At 74.4% G+C, this 17,791-nt stretch carries 14 protein-coding genes; 10 read left to right on the forward strand and 4 right to left on the reverse strand.

Translation table 11 applies throughout. From position 1 onward, the window contains the following. Positions 1 to 161 precede the first annotated feature (161 nt). Together AC069X_RS36905 and AC069X_RS36910 are read right to left on the reverse strand one after the other, a co-directional pair. Entirely contained in the window at positions 162 to 959 is a 798-nt protein-coding gene (locus tag AC069X_RS36905) for an alpha/beta fold hydrolase (protein ID WP_478735903.1), read from the reverse strand. Positions 960 to 1,100: 141 nt separating this feature from the next. Beyond that, a complete protein-coding gene (locus tag AC069X_RS36910) occupies positions 1,101 to 2,873 on the reverse strand; it encodes an alpha/beta fold hydrolase (RefSeq protein WP_478735905.1) in 1,773 nt (590 codons plus the stop codon). A 425-nt stretch (positions 2,874 to 3,298) separates the two neighbouring features. On the opposite strand from AC069X_RS36910, the gene AC069X_RS36915 reads away from it, so the two are divergent. The 7 genes from AC069X_RS36915 to AC069X_RS36945 all read left to right on the forward strand — a co-directional run bounded on the left by AC069X_RS36915 (position 3,299) and on the right by AC069X_RS36945 (position 12,056). After that, on the forward strand, positions 3,299 to 4,147 hold the full coding sequence (locus AC069X_RS36915; RefSeq protein WP_478735907.1) for a TIGR03084 family metal-binding protein: 849 nt from the start codon (positions 3,299 to 3,301) through the stop codon (positions 4,145 to 4,147). Between the two features lie 68 nt (positions 4,148 to 4,215). Next, positions 4,216 to 5,901 (forward strand): acyclic terpene utilization AtuA family protein, encoded by a 1,686-nt coding sequence (locus tag AC069X_RS36920; RefSeq protein ID WP_478735927.1) that lies wholly within the window; start codon positions 4,216 to 4,218, stop codon positions 5,899 to 5,901. Then, complete coding sequence (locus AC069X_RS36925) at positions 5,898 to 7,496, forward strand: acyl-CoA carboxylase subunit beta (protein WP_478735909.1); 1,599 nt, start codon at positions 5,898 to 5,900, stop codon at positions 7,494 to 7,496. Before AC069X_RS36920 ends, AC069X_RS36925 begins: the two co-directional genes overlap by 4 nt. Positions 7,497 to 7,503: 7 nt before the next feature. Then, positions 7,504 to 9,408: an acetyl/propionyl/methylcrotonyl-CoA carboxylase subunit alpha gene (locus AC069X_RS36930; RefSeq protein WP_478735911.1), complete on the forward strand. Its 1,905-nt coding sequence runs from the start codon at positions 7,504 to 7,506 to the stop codon at positions 9,406 to 9,408. Next, positions 9,405 to 10,556, forward strand: coding sequence for an acyl-CoA dehydrogenase family protein (locus AC069X_RS36935; RefSeq protein ID WP_478735913.1), 1,152 nt, complete (start codon positions 9,405 to 9,407; stop codon positions 10,554 to 10,556). The genes AC069X_RS36930 and AC069X_RS36935 overlap by 4 nt, the downstream gene beginning before the upstream one ends. A 169-nt stretch (positions 10,557 to 10,725) precedes the next feature. Next, on the forward strand, positions 10,726 to 11,469 hold the full coding sequence (locus AC069X_RS36940; protein WP_478735915.1) for an enoyl-CoA hydratase family protein: 744 nt from the start codon (positions 10,726 to 10,728) through the stop codon (positions 11,467 to 11,469). Then, on the forward strand, positions 11,457 to 12,056 hold the full coding sequence (locus AC069X_RS36945; protein WP_478735917.1) for a TetR/AcrR family transcriptional regulator: 600 nt from the start codon (positions 11,457 to 11,459) through the stop codon (positions 12,054 to 12,056). Before AC069X_RS36940 ends, AC069X_RS36945 begins: the two co-directional genes overlap by 13 nt. 83 nt (positions 12,057 to 12,139) lie before the next feature. Here AC069X_RS36945 and AC069X_RS36950 read toward each other — a convergent pair whose 3' ends face one another. Continuing rightward, a complete protein-coding gene (locus tag AC069X_RS36950; protein WP_478735919.1) occupies positions 12,140 to 13,246 on the reverse strand; it encodes a citrate synthase 2 in 1,107 nt (368 codons plus the stop codon). Between the two features lie 237 nt (positions 13,247 to 13,483). Here AC069X_RS36950 and pdxH point away from each other — a divergent pair, with 237 nt between their 5' ends. Then, positions 13,484 to 14,107: a pyridoxamine 5'-phosphate oxidase gene (pdxH, locus tag AC069X_RS36955; RefSeq protein ID WP_478735929.1), complete on the forward strand. Its 624-nt coding sequence runs from the start codon at positions 13,484 to 13,486 to the stop codon at positions 14,105 to 14,107. 422 nt (positions 14,108 to 14,529) lie between these two features. After that, positions 14,530 to 15,837 carry a PAS domain-containing protein gene (locus AC069X_RS36960; RefSeq protein ID WP_478735921.1) on the forward strand — a complete coding sequence of 436 codons (1,308 nt, stop codon included), beginning with the start codon at positions 14,530 to 14,532 and terminating at the stop codon, positions 15,835 to 15,837. Between the two features lie 13 nt (positions 15,838 to 15,850). On the opposite strand, the gene AC069X_RS36965 is transcribed toward AC069X_RS36960, so the two are convergent. Continuing rightward, entirely contained in the window at positions 15,851 to 16,606 is a 756-nt protein-coding gene (locus AC069X_RS36965) for an SIS domain-containing protein (protein WP_478735923.1), read from the reverse strand. 246 nt (positions 16,607 to 16,852) lie between these two features. Between AC069X_RS36965 and AC069X_RS36970 the strand changes: the two genes are divergently transcribed. Next, positions 16,853 to 17,545 (forward strand): iron-dependent transcriptional repressor DtxR, encoded by a 693-nt coding sequence (locus AC069X_RS36970; RefSeq protein ID WP_478735925.1) that lies wholly within the window; start codon positions 16,853 to 16,855, stop codon positions 17,543 to 17,545. Positions 17,546 to 17,791 lie beyond the last annotated feature (246 nt).

The following is a 17,791-nucleotide window of genomic DNA, read 5'->3' on the forward strand; positions in this document are numbered from 1 at the left end:
GTCGCCGAAGGCGATCACGAAGTGACGCGACGAAGGAGCGCCCTTGACAGGCCGGCACGACACGGAAGGACGATGGGACTGACGGGAAACCCCCAGCCCCTCTCCGACCCGGGTCCGAGTGGACCCCGCCGGACCCCGTCAGTCCCCGGCCCCGCTCCGTCTCACACCCCCGCCAGGAACCCGCTCACCGCCGCCGCGAAGGCTTCCGGCGCCGTCGTGTACACCAGGTGGTCGGCGTCGAGTTCCGTGATCGCCGTTCCGGGGCGACGGGTCGCCATGTCCCGGGCCTGGTCGGCCGGGATGATCCCCTTGGTGCCGCGTATGAGCAGCGCCGGGCAGGTGGTCGCCGTCCAGTCGGTCCAGTGGTCGCCGTGGACGTGGTGCTCGGAGTCGTACATCTCCTGGGGGTGGAACGGCAGGCGCCAGCTGCCGTCCGGGTTCTCCCGCAGCCGGTCGGCGAAGTACGGCCCGGCCGGCCCGAGCGCGGCGGCCAGGGCCTCGCGGGTCGGGGCCTCGTACGGCAGGTTCAGCAGGAAGCCGAACGGGTTCGAGCCGTCCAGTCCGAGCGCCGCCGGGCCCTCGGCGTTGACGAGGGCGCTGACGCGCTCGGGGTGCCGGGCCGCGAACTGGTAGGCGTTGACGGCGCCGAGGGAGTGACCGAGCAGGACGACGCGCTCCAGTCCCAGGTGGTCCAGCAGGGCGGCGATGTCGGAGAGGTAACCCTCCCGCGTGTAGTCGGGGGCGCGGTCGGACTCGCCCTGGCCGCGCTGGTCCGGGGCGATCACCCGCCACTCGGGGCCGAGCACCCGGGCGAGGCCGGCGTACGTGGCGCCCTCGGACAGGTGGCCGTGCAGGGCGACCAGCGGACGGCCGGTGCCGCCGAAGTCGAGGTAGGACAGCCGGCGTCCGTCGATGGTCAGTTCGGAGCGGGTGGCGGTGGTGAGGGTGCTCGCGGACATGGTGGATCTCCTTTTCTCGGCAGGCTCTTCGTTCTCGGCCGTCTCGGACTCGCCTTGACGTGAAGAACGATAGCCAGGATCTATACAACCGCACAAGACGATCGTCTAAAACAATCGTATAGATCCTGGGATCCTGGGCCCTCACCCCACCGGCACCTCCACGTACGACGGCACCGGCTCCGGAGACGTGAACGCCAGCGTCGCGCGCGGCAGGTTGGCGTCCCCGTACAAGGGGTCGCGGGCCGCCGCCACCAACAGCAGCCGGTGCCCGCGCGGGACGTCGTACGCCGTGGCCTGGAGGTCGACGTCCGCGCCGATCAGGCTGTCCGGCGGGGAGTGCAGGTCGCTGAACGGCGCGTGCGTGATCAGGCGGGCCGTGCCGTCCGGGGCCAGGTCCATCAGGTACGCGACGAAGGCGGAACCGGAGTTCGCGGCCCGGTACGTCACCCGCAGGCGCGGGACGCCCCGGACGCGCAGGGTCTCCCCGACGGGCGGCCCGGCCCACGCCACGGTCGCGGCGGCCCCCGCGCCCACCCCCGCCGGGCCCCCCGCCCCAGGGCGCCCCATGTCCGCGCCCCGGTACTCCCTGGGCCGTCCCGCCAGCTCCGCGTAGCCCGGGGTCACCACCGCGTCCGCCACCGCAGCCGGGGTGTCCACCCCGCACAGGAGGGTCGCCGTCCAGCCGTGCTCGGGGTCGTCGGCCAGGGTGCCGCCGCCCGTGAGGTGAAGCCGGCGGACGCCCCGGCCGGGGGCGGGCGGGGCGGCGGAGGGCTCCAGCGCACGGCTCCACATCACCTCGGCGACCACCCCACCCGCATCCGACGCCCCACCCGCACCCGCACCCAACGCCCCACCCCCACCCGACGCTCCACCCGCACCCGCACCCGACGCCCCACCCCCACCCGACGCTCCACCCGCACCCGCACCCGACGCCCCACCCCCACCCGCCACCCCACCCCCGAGCAGATGCCGGTCGAACCAGTGGTGGGCGTCCTCCCACACCCGGCTCGGGAGCCCGAGCAGGCCCGCGCTCTCGGGGCCGGCGTGGTCGCCGATGGACAGGTCGAGCCGCTTGGGGCCGGTGAGTTCGTCGAACAGCCTCAGCGTCTGGTTGGGCGGGAAGAGCGTCTCGTGCCAGGCGTGCGCGAGGAAGACCGGCACCCGCCGCCCGTTGAACTCCTTGACGTGGCCGGACGGCGAGCGCCGCTGCGCCCACCGCAGCGCGCCCTCGGCGTTCCGGTTGGCCAGGACGTCCTCCAGGGCCCGTTCCGTCTCGGGGCTCAGCCGGGCCCGGGCGGCGGTCGTGAGCAGGGCGTGCACGGCGGCGGTGCGGCGGGTGGAGTTCTCGTACAGGACCCCGCCGAGGTCACCCCAGCCGCTGAGCGCGGCCACCGCGTCGACGCGGGGGTCGTGCGCGGCGACGAGCTGGGCGATGCCGGCGCCGTACGAGAGGCCGAGGAAGCCGATGCGGGTCACCGGGCCGGCGGCGCGTTCCAGGAGGTGGTCCAGGGCACGTCTGCCGTCGGCGACGTCCAGCGGGCCGGCGAAGTCGGACTGGCCGTCGGAGCGGCCGAACCCCCGGACGGTGTAGGCGAGTACGTCGTAGCCGCGCGCCGCGAAGGCCGAGGCCTGGACGGCGTACGCGGTCCAGCCCAGGCCCGTCCACGGCGAGGGCATCACGACCGCCGCCCGCGGCCCGGGTCCGGTGTGCCGCCAGTGCGCGGCGTCGAGCAGGTCCCCGCAGGCGCCGGTCACCTTGCCCCGGTTGAAGCCGGCCACGGCCCGGGCGGCCCGTACGCCGGCGGCGCGCGCGGGCGGCAGGCCGGTGGTGTCGCCGCTCTCCAGGGCGGTGGCGAAGGCGGTCAGGGCGGTGGCGTCGAGCTCGGGGTACAGGGAGGGGGCTGCGGGGTTCACGGCGTACCGTCCTCGTCGTCGAGTGGCGTGGACCAGCGGGGCGCGTGGGGGGAGCCCGCGCGAACGCGGTGCTCGGTGCGGCGGCGATTCGGGGAGGTCGCGGTGTCGATCCGGGGAGGTCTCGGTGTCGATTCGGGGAGGCCCCGGCGGCGATTCGGGGAGTCCCCAGTATCGGCGTGGCGCGGTCCGTGCCCGGTGGCCTTCCCGGCGTACGGCCGGAACCCTCCCCGGCCGTTCCGGGCGGCGCCTGCCCGTATCCTCGGCCGGGCCTTGCCGGATGAGGTGGAGGCTCAAATCCCGGACGCACGACCGATGTTGGTGTCCGTGGCGGGAATGGGATCCCCTTCGGCCAAATCATGCAAGCACGCTTGATTGTTTTAGCGGAGGGTGCCAGGCTTCCCCCCACGCCGAGAGGGGAGCGCACCGTGCCCGATCCGTCCGTCGCCGCCGTCTTCGCCGATCTCAGGGAGGAGGGCCGGGAACTCGACGCACTCGTGGGGGAGTTGCCCGGCTCCGGCTGGGCGCTCCCGACGCCCGCACCCCGCTGGAGCATCGCCCACCAGATCGCCCACCTGCACTGGACCGACCGGGCCTCGCTGCTCGCCCTCACCGACGCCGGGGGCTTCGCGCGGATGGTGGAGGAGGCGTTGAAGGCCCCGGGGTCGTTCGTCGACGAGGGCGCCGAGGAGGGTGCCGCGCTGGCGCCCGCCGAGCTGCTGGCCCGGTGGCGGGAGGGCCGGGCCGCGCTCGACGCGGCGCTCGCGGACGCCTCGCCCGACGCCCGTTTCCCCTGGTACGGGCCCCCGATGAAGGCCGCGTCCATGGCGAGCGCCCGGCTCATGGAGACCTGGGCGCACGGCCAGGACGTCGCCGACGCGCTCGGCGTACGGCGCACCCCCACGGCACGGCTGCGGCACGTCGCGCGGATCGGAGTGCGGGCGCGGGACTACGCGTACGCCGTGCGGGGCCTGGCGGTGCCGGAGGAGGAGTTCCGGGTGGAGCTGACGGCTCCGGACGGGGCCGGGACGTGGGCGTTCGGTCCGGCCGGCGCCCCGCAGCGGATCACGGGGCCGGCGCTGGACTTCTGCCTGCTGGTCACCCAGCGCGCCCACCGGGCCGACCTCGGCCTCACCGCGACCGGGCCCGACGCCGACCGCTGGCTCGGCATCGCGCAGGCCTTCGCGGGCCCGGCGGGCCCCGGCCGGGACCCGCGCGTGGCCCCCGGGCAGACCGCGCCCGGCGCGGGCTCCGCCGCCGCCGGGACCGTCCGGTGACGCGGCGGCCGCTGCGGATCGGCAACGCCTCCGGGTTCTACGGGGACCGGTTCGCCGCCGTGCGCGAGATGCTGACCGGCGGCCCGCTGGACGTGCTGACCGGTGACTACCTCGCCGAGCTCACCATGCTCATCCTCGGCCGTGACCGCCTGAAGGACCCCGGCCTCGGCTACGCGAAGACCTTCCTCAGGCAGCTGGAGGAGGGCCTCGGGCTCGCCCACGAGCGGGGCGTGCGGATCGTGGCGAACGCCGGCGGGCTGAACCCGGCCGGGCTGGCGGCGGCCGTGCGGGCGCTGGCCGCCAAGGTGGGGGTGCCCGTCTCCGTGGCGCACGTCGAAGGCGACGACCTGATGCCGTTCGGGCAGGACGGCACGCTCACCGCCAACGCCTACCTGGGCGGCGCCGGGATCGCCGCCTGCCTGCGGGCGGGCGCGGACGTGGTGGTGACCGGCCGGGTCACGGACGCGGCCCTGGTCAGCGGGCCGGCCGCCTGGTGGTTCGACTGGGGGCCGCACGCGTACGACCGGCTGGCGGGGGCGGTGGTCGCGGGGCACGTCCTGGAGTGCGGGACGCAGGCCACGGGCGGCAACTACTCCTTCTTCACCGCCCATGACGTCCGCAGCCCCGGCTTCCCGCTCGCCGAGGTCCACGAGGACGGCTCGGCGGTCATCACCAAGCACCCGGGCACCGGCGGTGCCGTCACCCCGGGCACGGTGACCGCGCAGCTCCTGTACGAGACCCAGGGCGTGCGCTACCTCGGCCCCGACGTCACCGCCCGCCTGGACACCGTCCGCCTCACCCCGGACGGCGCGGACCGGGTCCGCATCAGCGGGGTCGAGGGCGAGCCCCCGCCGGCCACCCTCAAGGCGGGCGTCACCCGGATCGGCGGCTGGCGCAACGAGGTGGTGTTCGTCCTGACCGGCCTCGACATCGAGGCCAAGGCCGGCCTGGTGCGGGCGCAACTGGCCGGGGTCCTGCGCGAGGTCGCCTCCGTCCGCTGGACCCTCGCCCGTACGGACCACGCCGACGCGGACACGGAGGAGACGGCGAGCGCCCTGCTGCGGCTGGTGGTCCACGACCCGGACGCGGACCGGGTCGGGCGGGCGCTGACCTCGGCGGCCGTCGAGCTGGCCCTCGCGAGCTACCCCGGGTTCCACGTGACCGCCCCGCCGGGACCCGCCCAGCCGTACGGGGTGTTCACCTCGGCCCTGGTCCCGGCCGGGTCCGTGCCGCACACGGCGGTCCTCGACGACGGCACCCGGATCCGCGTGGACCCCGTGACCGCCCCCGCGGCACCGGCCGCCGCCCCCGCCCCCGCAGCCCCCGGCGGGAGCGGGCGGGAGGACCGGGCGGTGGCGCCCGGCACGGAGCCCCGGACTCCGGGCAGGGGCGTACCCACGACGCGGGCCCCCCTCGGGGCGCTCGTCGGGGCGCGGTCCGGGGACAAGGGGGGCGACGCGAACATCGGGCTCTGGACCGAGACCGGCGAGGCCTGGGAATGGCTCCGGGACACCCTCACCGTCGAGGCCCTCAAGGGTCTGCTCCCCGAGACCGGGCCCCTCGCCGTCACCCGTCACGAGCTGCCCGGCCTCCGCGCCCTGAACTTCACCGTCACCGGCCTCCTCGGCGACGGCGTCGCCTCCGGCCACCGCTTCGACCCGCAGGCCAAGGCCCTCGGCGAATGGCTGCGCGCCCGCCACGTCGACATCCCGGCGCACCTCCTCACCCCGCAGGCCCCGGAGGGGACCCCATGACCCGCCTCGGTACCACCGTCGACCCGCTCTCCGCCGAGCACGCGCAGGCCCGTACCGCCGCCCTGGAGCGGCTCGCCGAGCTCGACGCCGAGCACGCCAAGGCGCTCGCCGGCGGCGGGGAGAAGTACACCGCCCGGCACCGCGACCGAGGCAAGCTGCTGCCCCGCGAGCGGGTCGAGCTGCTCCTCGACCCGGACACCCCGTTCCTGGAGCTGTCCCCGCTGGCCGCCTGGGGCAGCGACTACCCGGTCGGCGCCTCGATGGTCACCGGCATCGGCACCGTCGAGGGCGTCGAGTGCCTGATCACCGCCAACGACCCCACCGTGCGCGGCGGGGCCAGCAACCCCTGGACCCTGAGGAAGGCGCTGCGGGCCAACGAGATCGCCCTCCGGAACCGGCTGCCCTGCATCAGCCTCGTCGAGTCCGGGGGCGCCGACCTGCCCTCCCAGAAGGAGATCTTCATCCCCGGCGGGGCGGTCTTCCGCGACCTGACGCGCCTCTCCGCCGCGGGGATCCCGACCGTCGCCGTCGTCTTCGGCAACTCCACCGCCGGCGGGGCGTACATCCCCGGGATGTCCGACCACACCGTCATGATCAAGGACCGTTCGAAGGTGTTCCTCGGCGGGCCGCCGCTGGTCAAGATGGCCACCGGCGAGGAGAGCGACGACGAGTCCCTCGGCGGCGCCGACATGCACGCCCGGGTCTCCGGCCTCGCCGACCACTACGCCCTCGACGAGTACGACGCCCTCCGCCAGGCCCGCCGCATCGTCGCCCGGCTCAACCACCGCAAGCCGTACGCCGATCCGCCCCGGGCCGAGGAGCCGCTGTACGACCCCGAGGAGCTCCTGGGGATCGTCCCGCCCGACCTGAAGACCCCCTTCGACCCGCGCGAGGTCATCGCCCGCATCGTCGACGCGTCCGACTTCGACGAGTTCAAGCCCCTCTACGGCACCAGCCTCGTCACCGGCTGGGCCACCCTGCACGGCTACCCGGTGGGGATCCTCGCCAACGCCCAGGGCGTGCTGTTCAGCGCCGAGTCGCAGAAGGCCGCGCAGTTCATCCAGCTCGCCAACCAGCGCGACATCCCCCTCCTCTTCCTCCACAACACCACCGGCTACATGGTGGGCAAGGAGTACGAGCAGGGCGGCATCGTCAAACACGGCTCGATGATGATCAACGCGGTGTCCAACTCCCGTGTCCCGCACCTGTCCGTCCTCATCGGCGCGAGCTACGGCGCCGGCCACTACGGCATGTGCGGGCGCGCCTACGAGCCCCGTTTCCTCTTCGCCTGGCCCAGCGCCAAGTCCGCCGTCATGGGCCCCCAGCAGCTCGCCGGCGTGCTGTCGATCGTCTCCCGCCAGTCCGCCGCCGCCCGGGGACTTCCGTACGACGAGGAGCAGGACGCCGGGATGCGGGCCTTCGTCGAGGGCCAGATCGAATCCGAGTCCCTCCCGATGTTCCTGTCCGGGCGGCTCTACGACGACGGCGTCATCGACCCGCGCGACACCCGTACCGTCCTCGGCCTGTGCCTGTCGGCCGTCCACAACGCCCCCGTCGAGGGCGCCCGCGGCGGCTTCGGCGTCTTCCGGATGTGAGCCCCAGATGACCACACCGATCACCTCCCTGCTCGTCGCCAACCGGGGCGAGATCGCCGTCCGGATCTTCCGCACGGCCCGCGACCTGGGCCTGGCCACGGTCGCCGTCCACTCCGACCCCGACGCCGACGCCCTGCACGTCCGCGCCGCCGACGCCGCCGTCCGTCTTCCGGGGGCCGCTCCCGCCGACACCTACCTGCGCGGCGACCTGCTGGTCGAGGCGGCCCGCGCGGCCGGAGCCGACGCCGTGCACCCCGGGTACGGCTTCCTCTCCGAGAACGCGGACTTCGCCCGGCGGGTCCTCGACGCCGGCCTGACCTGGGTCGGCCCGCCGCCCGCGGCCATCGAGGCCATGGCCTCCAAGACCCGGGCCAAGGACCTCGTCCGCGCCGCCGGAGTCCCCCTCCTCGACCCCGTCGACCCGGCCGCCGCCACCGCCGCGGACCTCCCCCTCCTCCTCAAGGCCGCGGCGGGCGGCGGGGGGAGGGGGATGCGCGTCGTACGGGACCTCGACGCCCTCAAGGAGTCCCTGGAGGCCGCGCGCGCCGAAGCACTCTCGGCCTTCGGTGACGACGAGGTCTTCGCCGAGCCGTACGTGGAACGCGGCCGGCACGTCGAGGTGCAGGTTCTCGCCGACGCCCACGGCACCGTCTGGGCGCTCGGCACCCGCGACTGCTCCCTCCAGCGCCGCCACCAGAAGGTCATCGAGGAGGCCCCGGCGCCCGGCCTGCCCGAGGCGCTGCGCGAACGGCTCCACACCGCGGCCGTGGCGGCCGCCCGGGCCGTCTCGTACCGGGGCGCGGGCACGGTCGAGTTCCTCGTCGGCGCCGACGGCCGCCCGTACTTCCTGGAGATGAACACCCGCCTCCAGGTGGAACACCCCGTCACCGAAGCCGTCTTCGGCATCGACCTGGTGGCCCTCCAGCTCCGCGTCGCCGAGGGCGCACCCCTTCCGCCCGCCCCGCCGCAGCCCGCCGGACACGCCGTCGAGGCCCGGCTGTACGCGGAGGACCCCGCCCGGGACTGGCGCCCGCAGACCGGTGTGCTGCACACCCTCGACGTCCCCGGCCGGGTCCGCGTCGACACCGGTTTCGCCGCCGGGGACACGGTCGGCGTCCACTACGACCCGATGCTGGCCAAGGTCGTCGCCCACGCCCCGACCCGTTCGGAGGCCGTCCGGATCCTCGCCGACGCCCTCTCCCGGGCCCGGATCCACGGCCTGACCACCAACCGGGAACTCCTCGTGCGCTCCCTGCGCCACCCGGAGTTCACCGCCGCCCGGCTCGACACCGGCTTCTACGAACGCCACCTCGACGCCCTCGTCGAAGACGCCCCTGACCCCACGCTCTCCTGCCTCGCGGCCGCACTCGCCGAAGCGGCTCCGGCCCCCGGCGCACCCCTCGCCTCCCGGCTCGGCGGCTGGCGCAACCTGCGCTCGCAGCCGCAGAGCCGCCGGTACACGGTGGCGGGCACCGAGTACGAGGTCCGCTACGGGCCGGTGGAGGAGCCGGGAGTCCGCGTCCTGGCCGCCACCCCGGAGGCCGTCACCCTCGAAGTCGGCGGGGTCCGGCGGATGTTCCACGTGAAACACAATTCGAACACCGTCTCCGTGGACTCCCCGCTGGGCTCCCACACCCTCGTGCCCGTCCCCCGGTTCCCCGACCCCAAGGACCGCGCCGAACCGGGATCCCTGCTCGCCCCCATGCCCGGCACCGTCGTCCGCGTCGCCGAGGGCCTGGCCCCCGGCGCCACCGTCACCGCCGGGCAGCCCCTGCTGTGGCTGGAGGCCATGAAGATGGAACACCGCATCCTCGCCCCCGCCTCCGGCACGCTCACCGCGCTCCACGCCGTCACCGGCCGCCAGGTCGAGTTCGGCGCCCTGCTCGCCGTAGTCCAGGAGGACCAGCAGTGATCGAGACCGAAGAGCACCAGGCCCTGCGTGCCGCCGTATCCGCCCTCGGGCGGCGCTACGGCCGCGACTACCTCGCCCGGATCGCCCGCGAGGGCCGCCACCCCGATGAACTGTGGGCGGACGCCGCCAAGCTCGGCTATCTCGGCGTCAACCTCCCCGAGGAGTACGGCGGCGGGGGCGGCGGCATCGCCGAACTCTCCATCGTCCTGGAGGAACTGGGCGCCGCGGGCTGCCCGCTGCTGATGATGGTGGTGTCGCCGGCCATCTGCGGCACGGTCATCGCCCGCTTCGGCACCGACGCCCAGAAGGAGGCCTGGCTCCCCGCACTCGCGGACGGCAGCCGCACCATGGCCTTCGGCATCACCGAACCCGACGCCGGCTCCAACTCCCACCGCATCACCACCACCGCCCGGCGCGACGGCGACGACTGGATCCTCACCGGTCGCAAGGTCTTCATCTCCGGCGTGGACATCGCCGACGCCACCCTCGTCGTCGGCCGCACCGAGGACGCCCGCACGGGCCGCCTCAAGCCGTGCCTGTTCATCGTCCCCAGGGACGCCCCGGGCTTCTCCCGCTCCGTCATCGACATGGAACTCCAGGCGGCGGAGAAACAGTTCGAGCTGGTCCTCGACGAGGTCCGGCTGCCGGCCGAGGCCCTCGTCGGCGACGAGGACGCGGGGCTGCTCCAGCTCTTCGCCGGGCTCAACCCCGAGCGGGTGATGACCGCCGCCTTCGCCATCGGCATGGGCCGGTACGCCCTCGCCAAGGCCGTGGAGTACGCCAAGACCCGCCAGGTCTGGAAGGAGCCGATCGGCGCCCACCAGGCCGTCGCCCACCCCCTGGCCACGGCACACATCGAGCTGGAGCTGGCCCGGCTGATGACGCAGAAGGCCGCCGCGCTGTACGACGCGGGCGATGACATGGGGGCCGGGGAGGCGGCGAACATGGCGAAGTACGCGGCGGGGGAGGCGTGCGTACGGGCGGTCGACCAGGCGGTGCACACCCTGGGCGGCAACGGCCTCACCCGCGAGTACGGGCTGGCCTCGCTGATCACCGCGGCCCGGGTCGCCCGGATCGCCCCGGTCAGCCGCGAGATGATCCTCAACTTCGTCTCCCACCAGACCCTGGGCCTCCCCAAGTCCTACTAGGCCGCGTCTTCTGGATCAGGCCCCACACGCCGGCCCTTCCTTTCGGGTGACCCACGGCCCGGGGCCCCCGCCCCCGTCCGGCAGCGGCCGGACGGGGGCGGGCCCGGCGCCGCGTACCCTCCCCCGAGGGGGGCCGGCCGGGTCCACCCGCACACCCTCCGGAGGAGACATGGCCCCACTCGTGCACGCCGCCCGGGCGGCGACCGGCATCACCACGCTCACCCTCGACTCCCCGGCCAACCGCAACGCGCTCTCCGCCCGGCTGGTCGCCGAGCTCCGCGAGGCCCTCGCCGGCGCGGCCGCCGACCCCGGCACCCGGGCGGTGCTGCTCACCCACACCGGCAACACCTTCTGCGCCGGCGCCGACCTGAAGTCCCCCTGCGACCCCGCCGACTTCCTCGCCCTGCTCCGCGATGTCACCGCACTGCCCAAGCCCGTCGTCGCCCGCGTCACCGGGCACGTCCGCGCCGGCGGCCTCGGCCTGCTCGGCGCCTGCGACATCGCCGCCGCCGGGCCGCAGTCCTCGTACGCCTTCACCGAGACGCACCTCGGCCTGGCCCCCGCCGTGATCTCCATGACCGTGCTGCCGCGCCTCGACCCGCGCGCCGCCTCCCGCTACCTGCTGACCGCCGAGACCTTCGGCGCCGCCGAGGCCGCCCGCATAGGCCTGCTCACCCTCCACGCCGAGGAGGACGTCGACACCGCCCTGGCCCCCGTCCTCGACGGACTCCGCAAGGCCTCCCCGCAGGGCCTCGCCGAGACCAAGGCGATGGTCGCGGCCGGCGTACGCGAGGCCCTGGACCGCGACGGCGCCCGCCTGTCGGAGCTCTCCGCCCGGCTGTTCGCCTCCGCCGAGGCCCGCGAGGGCATCACCGCCCGCTTCGAGCGCCGGGACCCGTCATGGGTACGGTGACCGGGCCCGTCCCCAAGCAGGCCCGCAGCCGGGTCACCCGGCGCCACCTGCTGGAGGCGGCGGTCTCCTGCCTCGCCGAACACGGCTGGGCGGGCTCCACCGTCGCGGTCGTCGCCGAACGCGCCGGCGTCTCGCGCGGAGCCGCCCAGCACCACTTCCCGACCCGCGAGTCCCTCTTCACCGCCGCCGTCGAGTACGTGGCCGAGGAACGCTCCACCGCCCTGCGGGAGCTCTTCCAGACGACCCCGGCCCCCCGTCCGCGCGCGGCGGTCGTCGAAGCCCTGGTCGACCTGTACACCGGGGCCCTGTTCCGGGCCGCCCTCCAGCTGTGGGTCGCCGCCTCCAACGAGGAGCAGCTGCGCCCCCAGGTCGTCGAACTGGAGGCCCGGGTCGGCCGCGAGACGCACCGGATCGCCGTCGAGCTGCTGGGCGCCGACGAGTCGCTGCCCGGCGTACGGGAGACCGTGCAGGGCCTCCTCGACATGGCCCGGGGCCTCGGCCTGGCCAACGTGCTGACGGACGACACGGCCCGCCGGGCCCGTGTGGTCGCCCAGTGGTCGAGGGTCGTCGACGCCGCCCTGGGCTGACACGCGGCGGGCGCCGCACCCCTGGGAGGGGGATGCGGCGCCCGGATCGGCGGAGGCCGGAGCCTCAGGCGGAGGCCGCAGCCTCAGGCGGTGGCGGCGATGTCCGCGTAGCCCGCGATGTCGCGCGGGTCCCGCCGGCCGGGGCCGACGTAGCGCGCCGACGGCCGCACCAGGCGGCCGGTGCGCTTCTGCTCCAGGATGTGCGCCGACCAGCCGGCGGTGCGGGCGCAGCTGAACATGGAGGTGAACATGTGCGCCGGGACCTCCGCGAAGTCCAGCATGATCGCGGCCCAGAACTCCACGTTGGTCGCGAGCACCCGGTCGGGGCGGCGGGCGTGCAGCTCCTCCAGCGCGGCCTTCTCCAGGGCGGCGGCGACCTCGTAGCGCGGGGCGTCGAGCTCCTTGGCGGTGCGCCGCAGGACGCGGGCGCGGGGGTCCTCGGCGCGGTAGACGCGGTGTCCGAAGCCCATGAGCCGCTCGCCCTTGTCGAGGGCCTTCTTCACGTACGCCACGGCGTCGCCGGTGCGCTCGATCTCCTCGATCATGCCGAGGACGCGGGACGGCGCACCGCCGTGCAGCGGCCCGGACATCGCGCCGACGGCACCGGACAGGGCGGCCGCGACGTCGGCGCCGGTCGAGGCGATCACGCGCGCCGTGAAGGTGGAGGCGTTCATGCCGTGTTCGGCGGCGGAGGTCCAGTAGGCGTCGACGGCCTTGACGTGCTTGGGGTCGGGCTCGCCGCGCCAGCGGATCATGAACCGCTCGACGACGGACTCGGCCTTGTCGATCTCGCGCTGCGGCACCATCGGCAGGCCCTGGCCGCGGGCGGACTGGGCGACGTACGAGAGCGCCATGACGGCGGCCCGGGCGAGGTCGTCGCGGGCGGTCTGCTCGTCGATGTCGAGCAGCGGCTTCAGGCCCCACACGGGGGCGAGCATGGCGAGCGCGGACTGCACGTCGACGCGGATGTCGCCGGAGTGCACCGGGATCGGGAAGGGTTCGGCGGCCGGCAGGCCGGGGTTGAACGCGCCGTCGACCAGCAGGCCCCAGACGTTCCCGAAGGAGACGTGGCCGACCAGGTCTTCGATGTCCACCCCCCGGTAGCGGAGCGATCCGCCTTCCTTGTCAGGCTCGGCGATCTCCGTCTCGAACGCGACGACCCCTTCGAGTCCGGGTACGAAATCGGACATCAGGCGGCTCCTCAGGTAGTGCGAACACGCGCGGTTCCCGGCGTGATTCGCGGTCCGGCGCGGTCATCCCCGTTGATGCCCGGCACGGCCGAAGGTCATCCGTGCGGAACCCTCGGACCGGCCCCAAGATTTTGTCCGTTCCGGTGGGCCTGCGGAAGCGTGACATACGGCACACCGGTGGTCGGCGTACTGCGGCAGGATGGCCGTGTGACCGATCAGGACATTGACCCCGCCGTGATGCGCAAGCAGTACCGCTCCGAGATCGTCGAGGAGGCGGGCCTCTCCGACGACCCGGTGGCGCAGTTCGCCGCGTGGTTCCAGCAGGCGGCCGACTCGCACCTCTTCGAGCCGAACGCGATGGTCGTCTCGACCGCCACCGCCGACGGCCGGCCCAGCTCCCGCACGGTGCTGCTGAAGCAGTTCGACTCGCGGGGCTTCGTCTTCTTCACCAACTACGGCTCCCGCAAGGTGCGGGAGATCGACGAGAACCCGTACGTCTCGCTGCTCTTCCCCTGGCATCCGATCGCCCGCCAGGTCATCGTGACCGGCCGCGCCGAGAAGATCGGCCGGGACGAGACGGCCGCCTACTTCCGGTCCCGTCCGCACGGTTCGCAGCTGGGCGCGTGGGCGAGCGCCCAGTCGACGGTGATCGGCTCGCGCGCCGAGCTGGACCGCCGTTACGCGGAGCTGGCCGAGCGGTACCCGGAGGGCGAGCAGGTGCCGGTGCCGCCGGAGTGGGGCGGGCTGCGGGTCCTGCCCGACGCGGTGGAGTTCTGGCAGGGGCACGAGAACCGCCTGCACGACAGGCTGCGGTACGTCCTGGACGGGGACAAGTGGCGCATCGAGCGGCTCTGTCCATAGGCCGCCCCTTCGGGGCCCGGCCCGGCGCCCGCGGCGCCCTGGACGCAGACGACCCGCGGGCTCGGGTTCCTCTCCTGCAGTGAGAGGAGCCGGCCGGACGTACCGGCGAGCCCGCGGGTCGGGTGACTGCTCGGGATTGGCGCCGGGCGACTTACGCCGGGCACCGCACTGGGTGCGTTGCTGACGACGGGCCCTTAGCCCGCAGCCACCTCACGCGTCCGGTTTCCGTACATTTCGGGAACCACCTCCCTTCTCGTGTACGGCAGAGCCTAGATCGGCCTCCCGGAGCCCTCAAGCGATTTAAGGCACGGATTTCGGGGCGGACATTCCGGGAGGATTCCGGGAAGCGGATGTGGCCTGGGTCACGTTCCAGTTCAATGATCTGACGTGCCGCACACGCGAACACCTGCAGGGGGTGCCAGGTGAGTGCTTCCGGACGCAGTGACACCGCCGACGATCTGCTCGCAGCGCTGCTCGACGGGATGGACGCCGCCCTGTGCGCGTTCGACTCCGACGGCGTGATCACCCACTGGAACCGCGAGGCCGAGCGGATCCTCGGCTGGACCGCCGCCGAGGCGGTGGGACGGCACGGGTTCGCGGGGTGGGCCGTGCGCGCCGCCGACGCGGACGACGTGCAGGACCGGCTGATGTCGGCGCAGGACGCGCCGGGCCGGCAGGTGCACGAGTTCGCCCTGCTGACCAAGGACGGCGGGCGGATCCTGGTACGGACCCAGTCCGCCGGGGTGCCCGGCGCCGACGGGAAACCCGCCGGGGTCTACTGCGCCTTCAGCGAGGTCCACGCCCAGATCGACCTCGAACGCTCCATCGCCCTCAGCGAGGCGCTGATGGACGACGCCTCCTGGGGCGTCGTCCTCGTCGACGTCGACCTCCGCCCGGCGGTGGTCAACGCGCACGCCGCCCGCGCCTTCGGGGCCGGGCGCAGCGCCCTGCTCGGACGGCCGCTCGGCGACCTGCTGGAGCAGGGCGTCGAGGAGCTGGAGGGCGCGCTCCAGCACGTACTGGCCGAGGGGGCGCCGCCGGCGCCGCTGGAGCTGTGGGTGTCGGTCCGCACCCCGGAGGGGGTGCGGCGGCGGTGCTGGCGGTGCGGTTTCCTGAGGCTGGCGTCGCCGCTCGCGGAGGAGCCGGTGCCGCTGGGGGTGGGCTGGCTGTTCCAGGACGTCACCGAGGCCCGGCAGGCCGAGCTGGACACCGGGCAGCTGCGGTTCCGGGCCAGCCAGCTGTACCGGGCGGGGCGGGCCGCCGCCGAGTGCGAGGACCCGGCGGAGGCGGCCGCCGTCCGGCTGGACTTCGCGCTGGCCGGCTTCGCGGAGCACGCGCTGGTCGACGTACTGGAACCCGGGCCGTCCCGGCGCCTGGTCCGCGCGGCGGTGTCCCCGTCGGGCCTGGCCCTGCTGCTGCCCGGGCCGGGCGCGATCCCGGTGCGGTACGAGCCCGCGCACCCGGCGCTCCAGGCCCTGGACCGGATCGGCCCGGTGCGGGCCAGTGCCCCGTCCGGCGACGCGGCCGAGGCTTGGGCCCGGGCGCGCCGGTGGCCGCCGGGGGTGACGCACGCCCTGTGCGCGGTCCTGCGGAGCCGGGGCCGCACCCTGGGCGCGCTGACCTTCCTCCGGGGCCCGTCGCGCCCGGCGTTCGAGCGCGCGGACGCCACGTACGCGGAGGAAGTGGCGGCCCGCGTGGCCGCCGACCTGGACCTGGCCCACGGCCCCTAGACGACTTACTCGTCTAGTGCCGGAAGAAGATCCGGTCCCCGTACTCCCGCATGACCCGCCCGTTCCACTCGTGCCCGCCGTCGACGTTCCCCGACCGCAGCAACGGCGGCTCCATCCCCCGCGCCACCAGCTCCCCGGCGGCCGCCGCCATCACCGCCTGCATGATCGCGCTGGTCACGACCGTCGACGCGGGAGCGAACGGCGCGTCGATGCCGTCCAGCGACAGCTCGGCGTCGCCGACGGCGATCTTGCTGTCGAGCACGACGTCGCAGTGGTCCTTCAGGAAGGTGCCCGAGACGTGCCGCGACTTGGTCTCCGTCGCGTACGCCACCGACGTCACGCCGATCACCTTCAGCCCGATCGCGCGCGCGTTCATCGCCATCTCCACGGGCAGCGCGTTGCGCCCGGACAGCGAGATGATCACCAGTACGTCCCCCGCCGCGGCCGGGCTGCTGTCCAGCACCGCCCCCGCGAGCCCGTCGACCCGCTCCAGCGCGCTGCCCAGCGTCGCCGGCATGACGTCGACGCCCGCGGTGCCGGGAACGGCGAGGAAGTTCATCAGGGCGAGCCCGCCGGCCCGGTAGACCACGTCCTGCGCGGGCAGCGAGGAGTGCCCGGCGCCGAAGGCGAACAGCCGGTTCCCGGAGGCGACGGCCTCGGCGACGAGGGTCCCGGCCTCGGTGATCCGTGAGCCCTCCTCGTCGCGCACCCGCTCCAGCAGGCCGATGGCGGCGTCGAAGAACTGCCCGGCCAGCTTGCTCTCGCTCATACGCCGTGGCCCTTCCAGGGTGTGGGTGCGGGTGGCTGCGTCGCCGATGTCCGCCGCTCACCGTGCGGTCTGGACCAAGGGCGTGTCAATACGGCCGTCAATCCGGGCCACGGCGCCCCGGCGCCCTGCGCCGATGCGCTCGGCTCCCATGTCCCGTACATGCCTTGACGCCAGGCGCGGGACGGTTGTCGGCCGGATGCGTCAGAATTGGGGGCAGGGCCAGCGCACGCAATCCGAGGGGCACGAATGTCCGGACTGATCGACACCACGGAGATGTATCTCCGCACCATCCTGGAGCTGGAAGAGGAAGGTGTGGTCCCCATGCGCGCCCGGATCGCCGAGCGGCTGGACCAGAGCGGCCCGACGGTGAGCCAGACCGTGGCGCGCATGGAGCGTGACGGGCTGGTGGCGGTGGCCAGCGACAGGCACCTGGAGCTGACCGACGAGGGCCGCAAGCTGGCGACGCGCGTGATGCGCAAGCACCGGCTCGCGGAGTGCCTGCTCGTCGACGTCATCGGCCTGGAGTGGGAGCAGGTGCACGCCGAGGCCTGCCGCTGGGAGCACGTGATGAGCGAGGCGGTGGAGCGGCGCGTACTGGAGCTGCTGCGCCACCCGACCGAGTCGCCGTACGGGAACCCGATCCCGGGCCTGGACGAGCTGGGTGAGAAGGCCGAGGTGGACGCGTTCCTGGAGGACGGCATGCTCAGCCTGTCCGACCTGGACCCGGGCACCGAGGGCAAGACGGTGGTCGTCCGCCGGATCGGCGAGCCGATCCAGACCGACGCCCAGCTGATGTACACGCTGCGCCGGGCGGGCGTGCAGCCCGGTTCCGTCGTGAGCGTGACGGAGTCCCCGGGCGGGGTGCTGGTCGGCAGCGGCGGCGAGGCCGCCGAGCTGGACGCGGAGATCGCTTCGCACGTGTTCGTCGCCAAGCGCTGACGCGCCCGGCGGACGCACCCGGCTGACGCCCGGAGGGCGGTCGGAGGGCGGTCGGAGGGCGGTCGGAGGCCGTGGCCCCGGCCGGACGCGGGGCGGTGGAAGCAGGGCGGTCCCAGGGGACGCCAAAAACCAGAACAACACCCCCCCCCCCCCCCCCCCCCCCCCCAACCCCCCCCCCCCCCCCCCCCCCCCCGCGGCCCCGGCCGCTCGGATCGCTCGCACACCCACCTCCGCAGGTACTCCGAC

It is taken from the genome of Streptomyces sp. NPDC043896 (genome assembly GCF_056435605.1).

What these genes read in the sequence shown, in the direction of transcription:
- AC069X_RS36950 (WP_478735919.1), bottom strand. Translation starts at nt 13,246, where the DNA reads ATGTCCGATTTCGTACCCGGACTCGAAGGGGTCGTCGCGTTCGAGACG.
- AC069X_RS36970 (WP_478735925.1), top strand. Translation starts at nt 16,853, where the DNA reads ATGTCCGGACTGATCGACACCACGGAGATGTATCTCCGCACCATCCTG.
- pdxH (WP_478735929.1), top strand. Translation starts at nt 13,484, where the DNA reads ATGCGCAAGCAGTACCGCTCCGAGATCGTCGAGGAGGCGGGCCTCTCC.
- AC069X_RS36930 (WP_478735911.1), top strand. Translation starts at nt 7,504, where the DNA reads ATGACCACACCGATCACCTCCCTGCTCGTCGCCAACCGGGGCGAGATC.
- AC069X_RS36965 (WP_478735923.1), bottom strand. Translation starts at nt 16,606, where the DNA reads ATGAGCGAGAGCAAGCTGGCCGGGCAGTTCTTCGACGCCGCCATCGGC.
- AC069X_RS36945 (WP_478735917.1), top strand. Translation starts at nt 11,457, where the DNA reads ATGGGTACGGTGACCGGGCCCGTCCCCAAGCAGGCCCGCAGCCGGGTC.
- AC069X_RS36925 (WP_478735909.1), top strand. Translation starts at nt 5,898, where the DNA reads ATGACCCGCCTCGGTACCACCGTCGACCCGCTCTCCGCCGAGCACGCG.
- AC069X_RS36940 (WP_478735915.1), top strand. Translation starts at nt 10,726, where the DNA reads ATGGCCCCACTCGTGCACGCCGCCCGGGCGGCGACCGGCATCACCACG.
- AC069X_RS36905 (WP_478735903.1), bottom strand. Translation starts at nt 959, where the DNA reads ATGTCCGCGAGCACCCTCACCACCGCCACCCGCTCCGAACTGACCATC.
- AC069X_RS36920 (WP_478735927.1), top strand. Translation starts at nt 4,216, where the DNA reads ATGCTGACCGGCGGCCCGCTGGACGTGCTGACCGGTGACTACCTCGCC.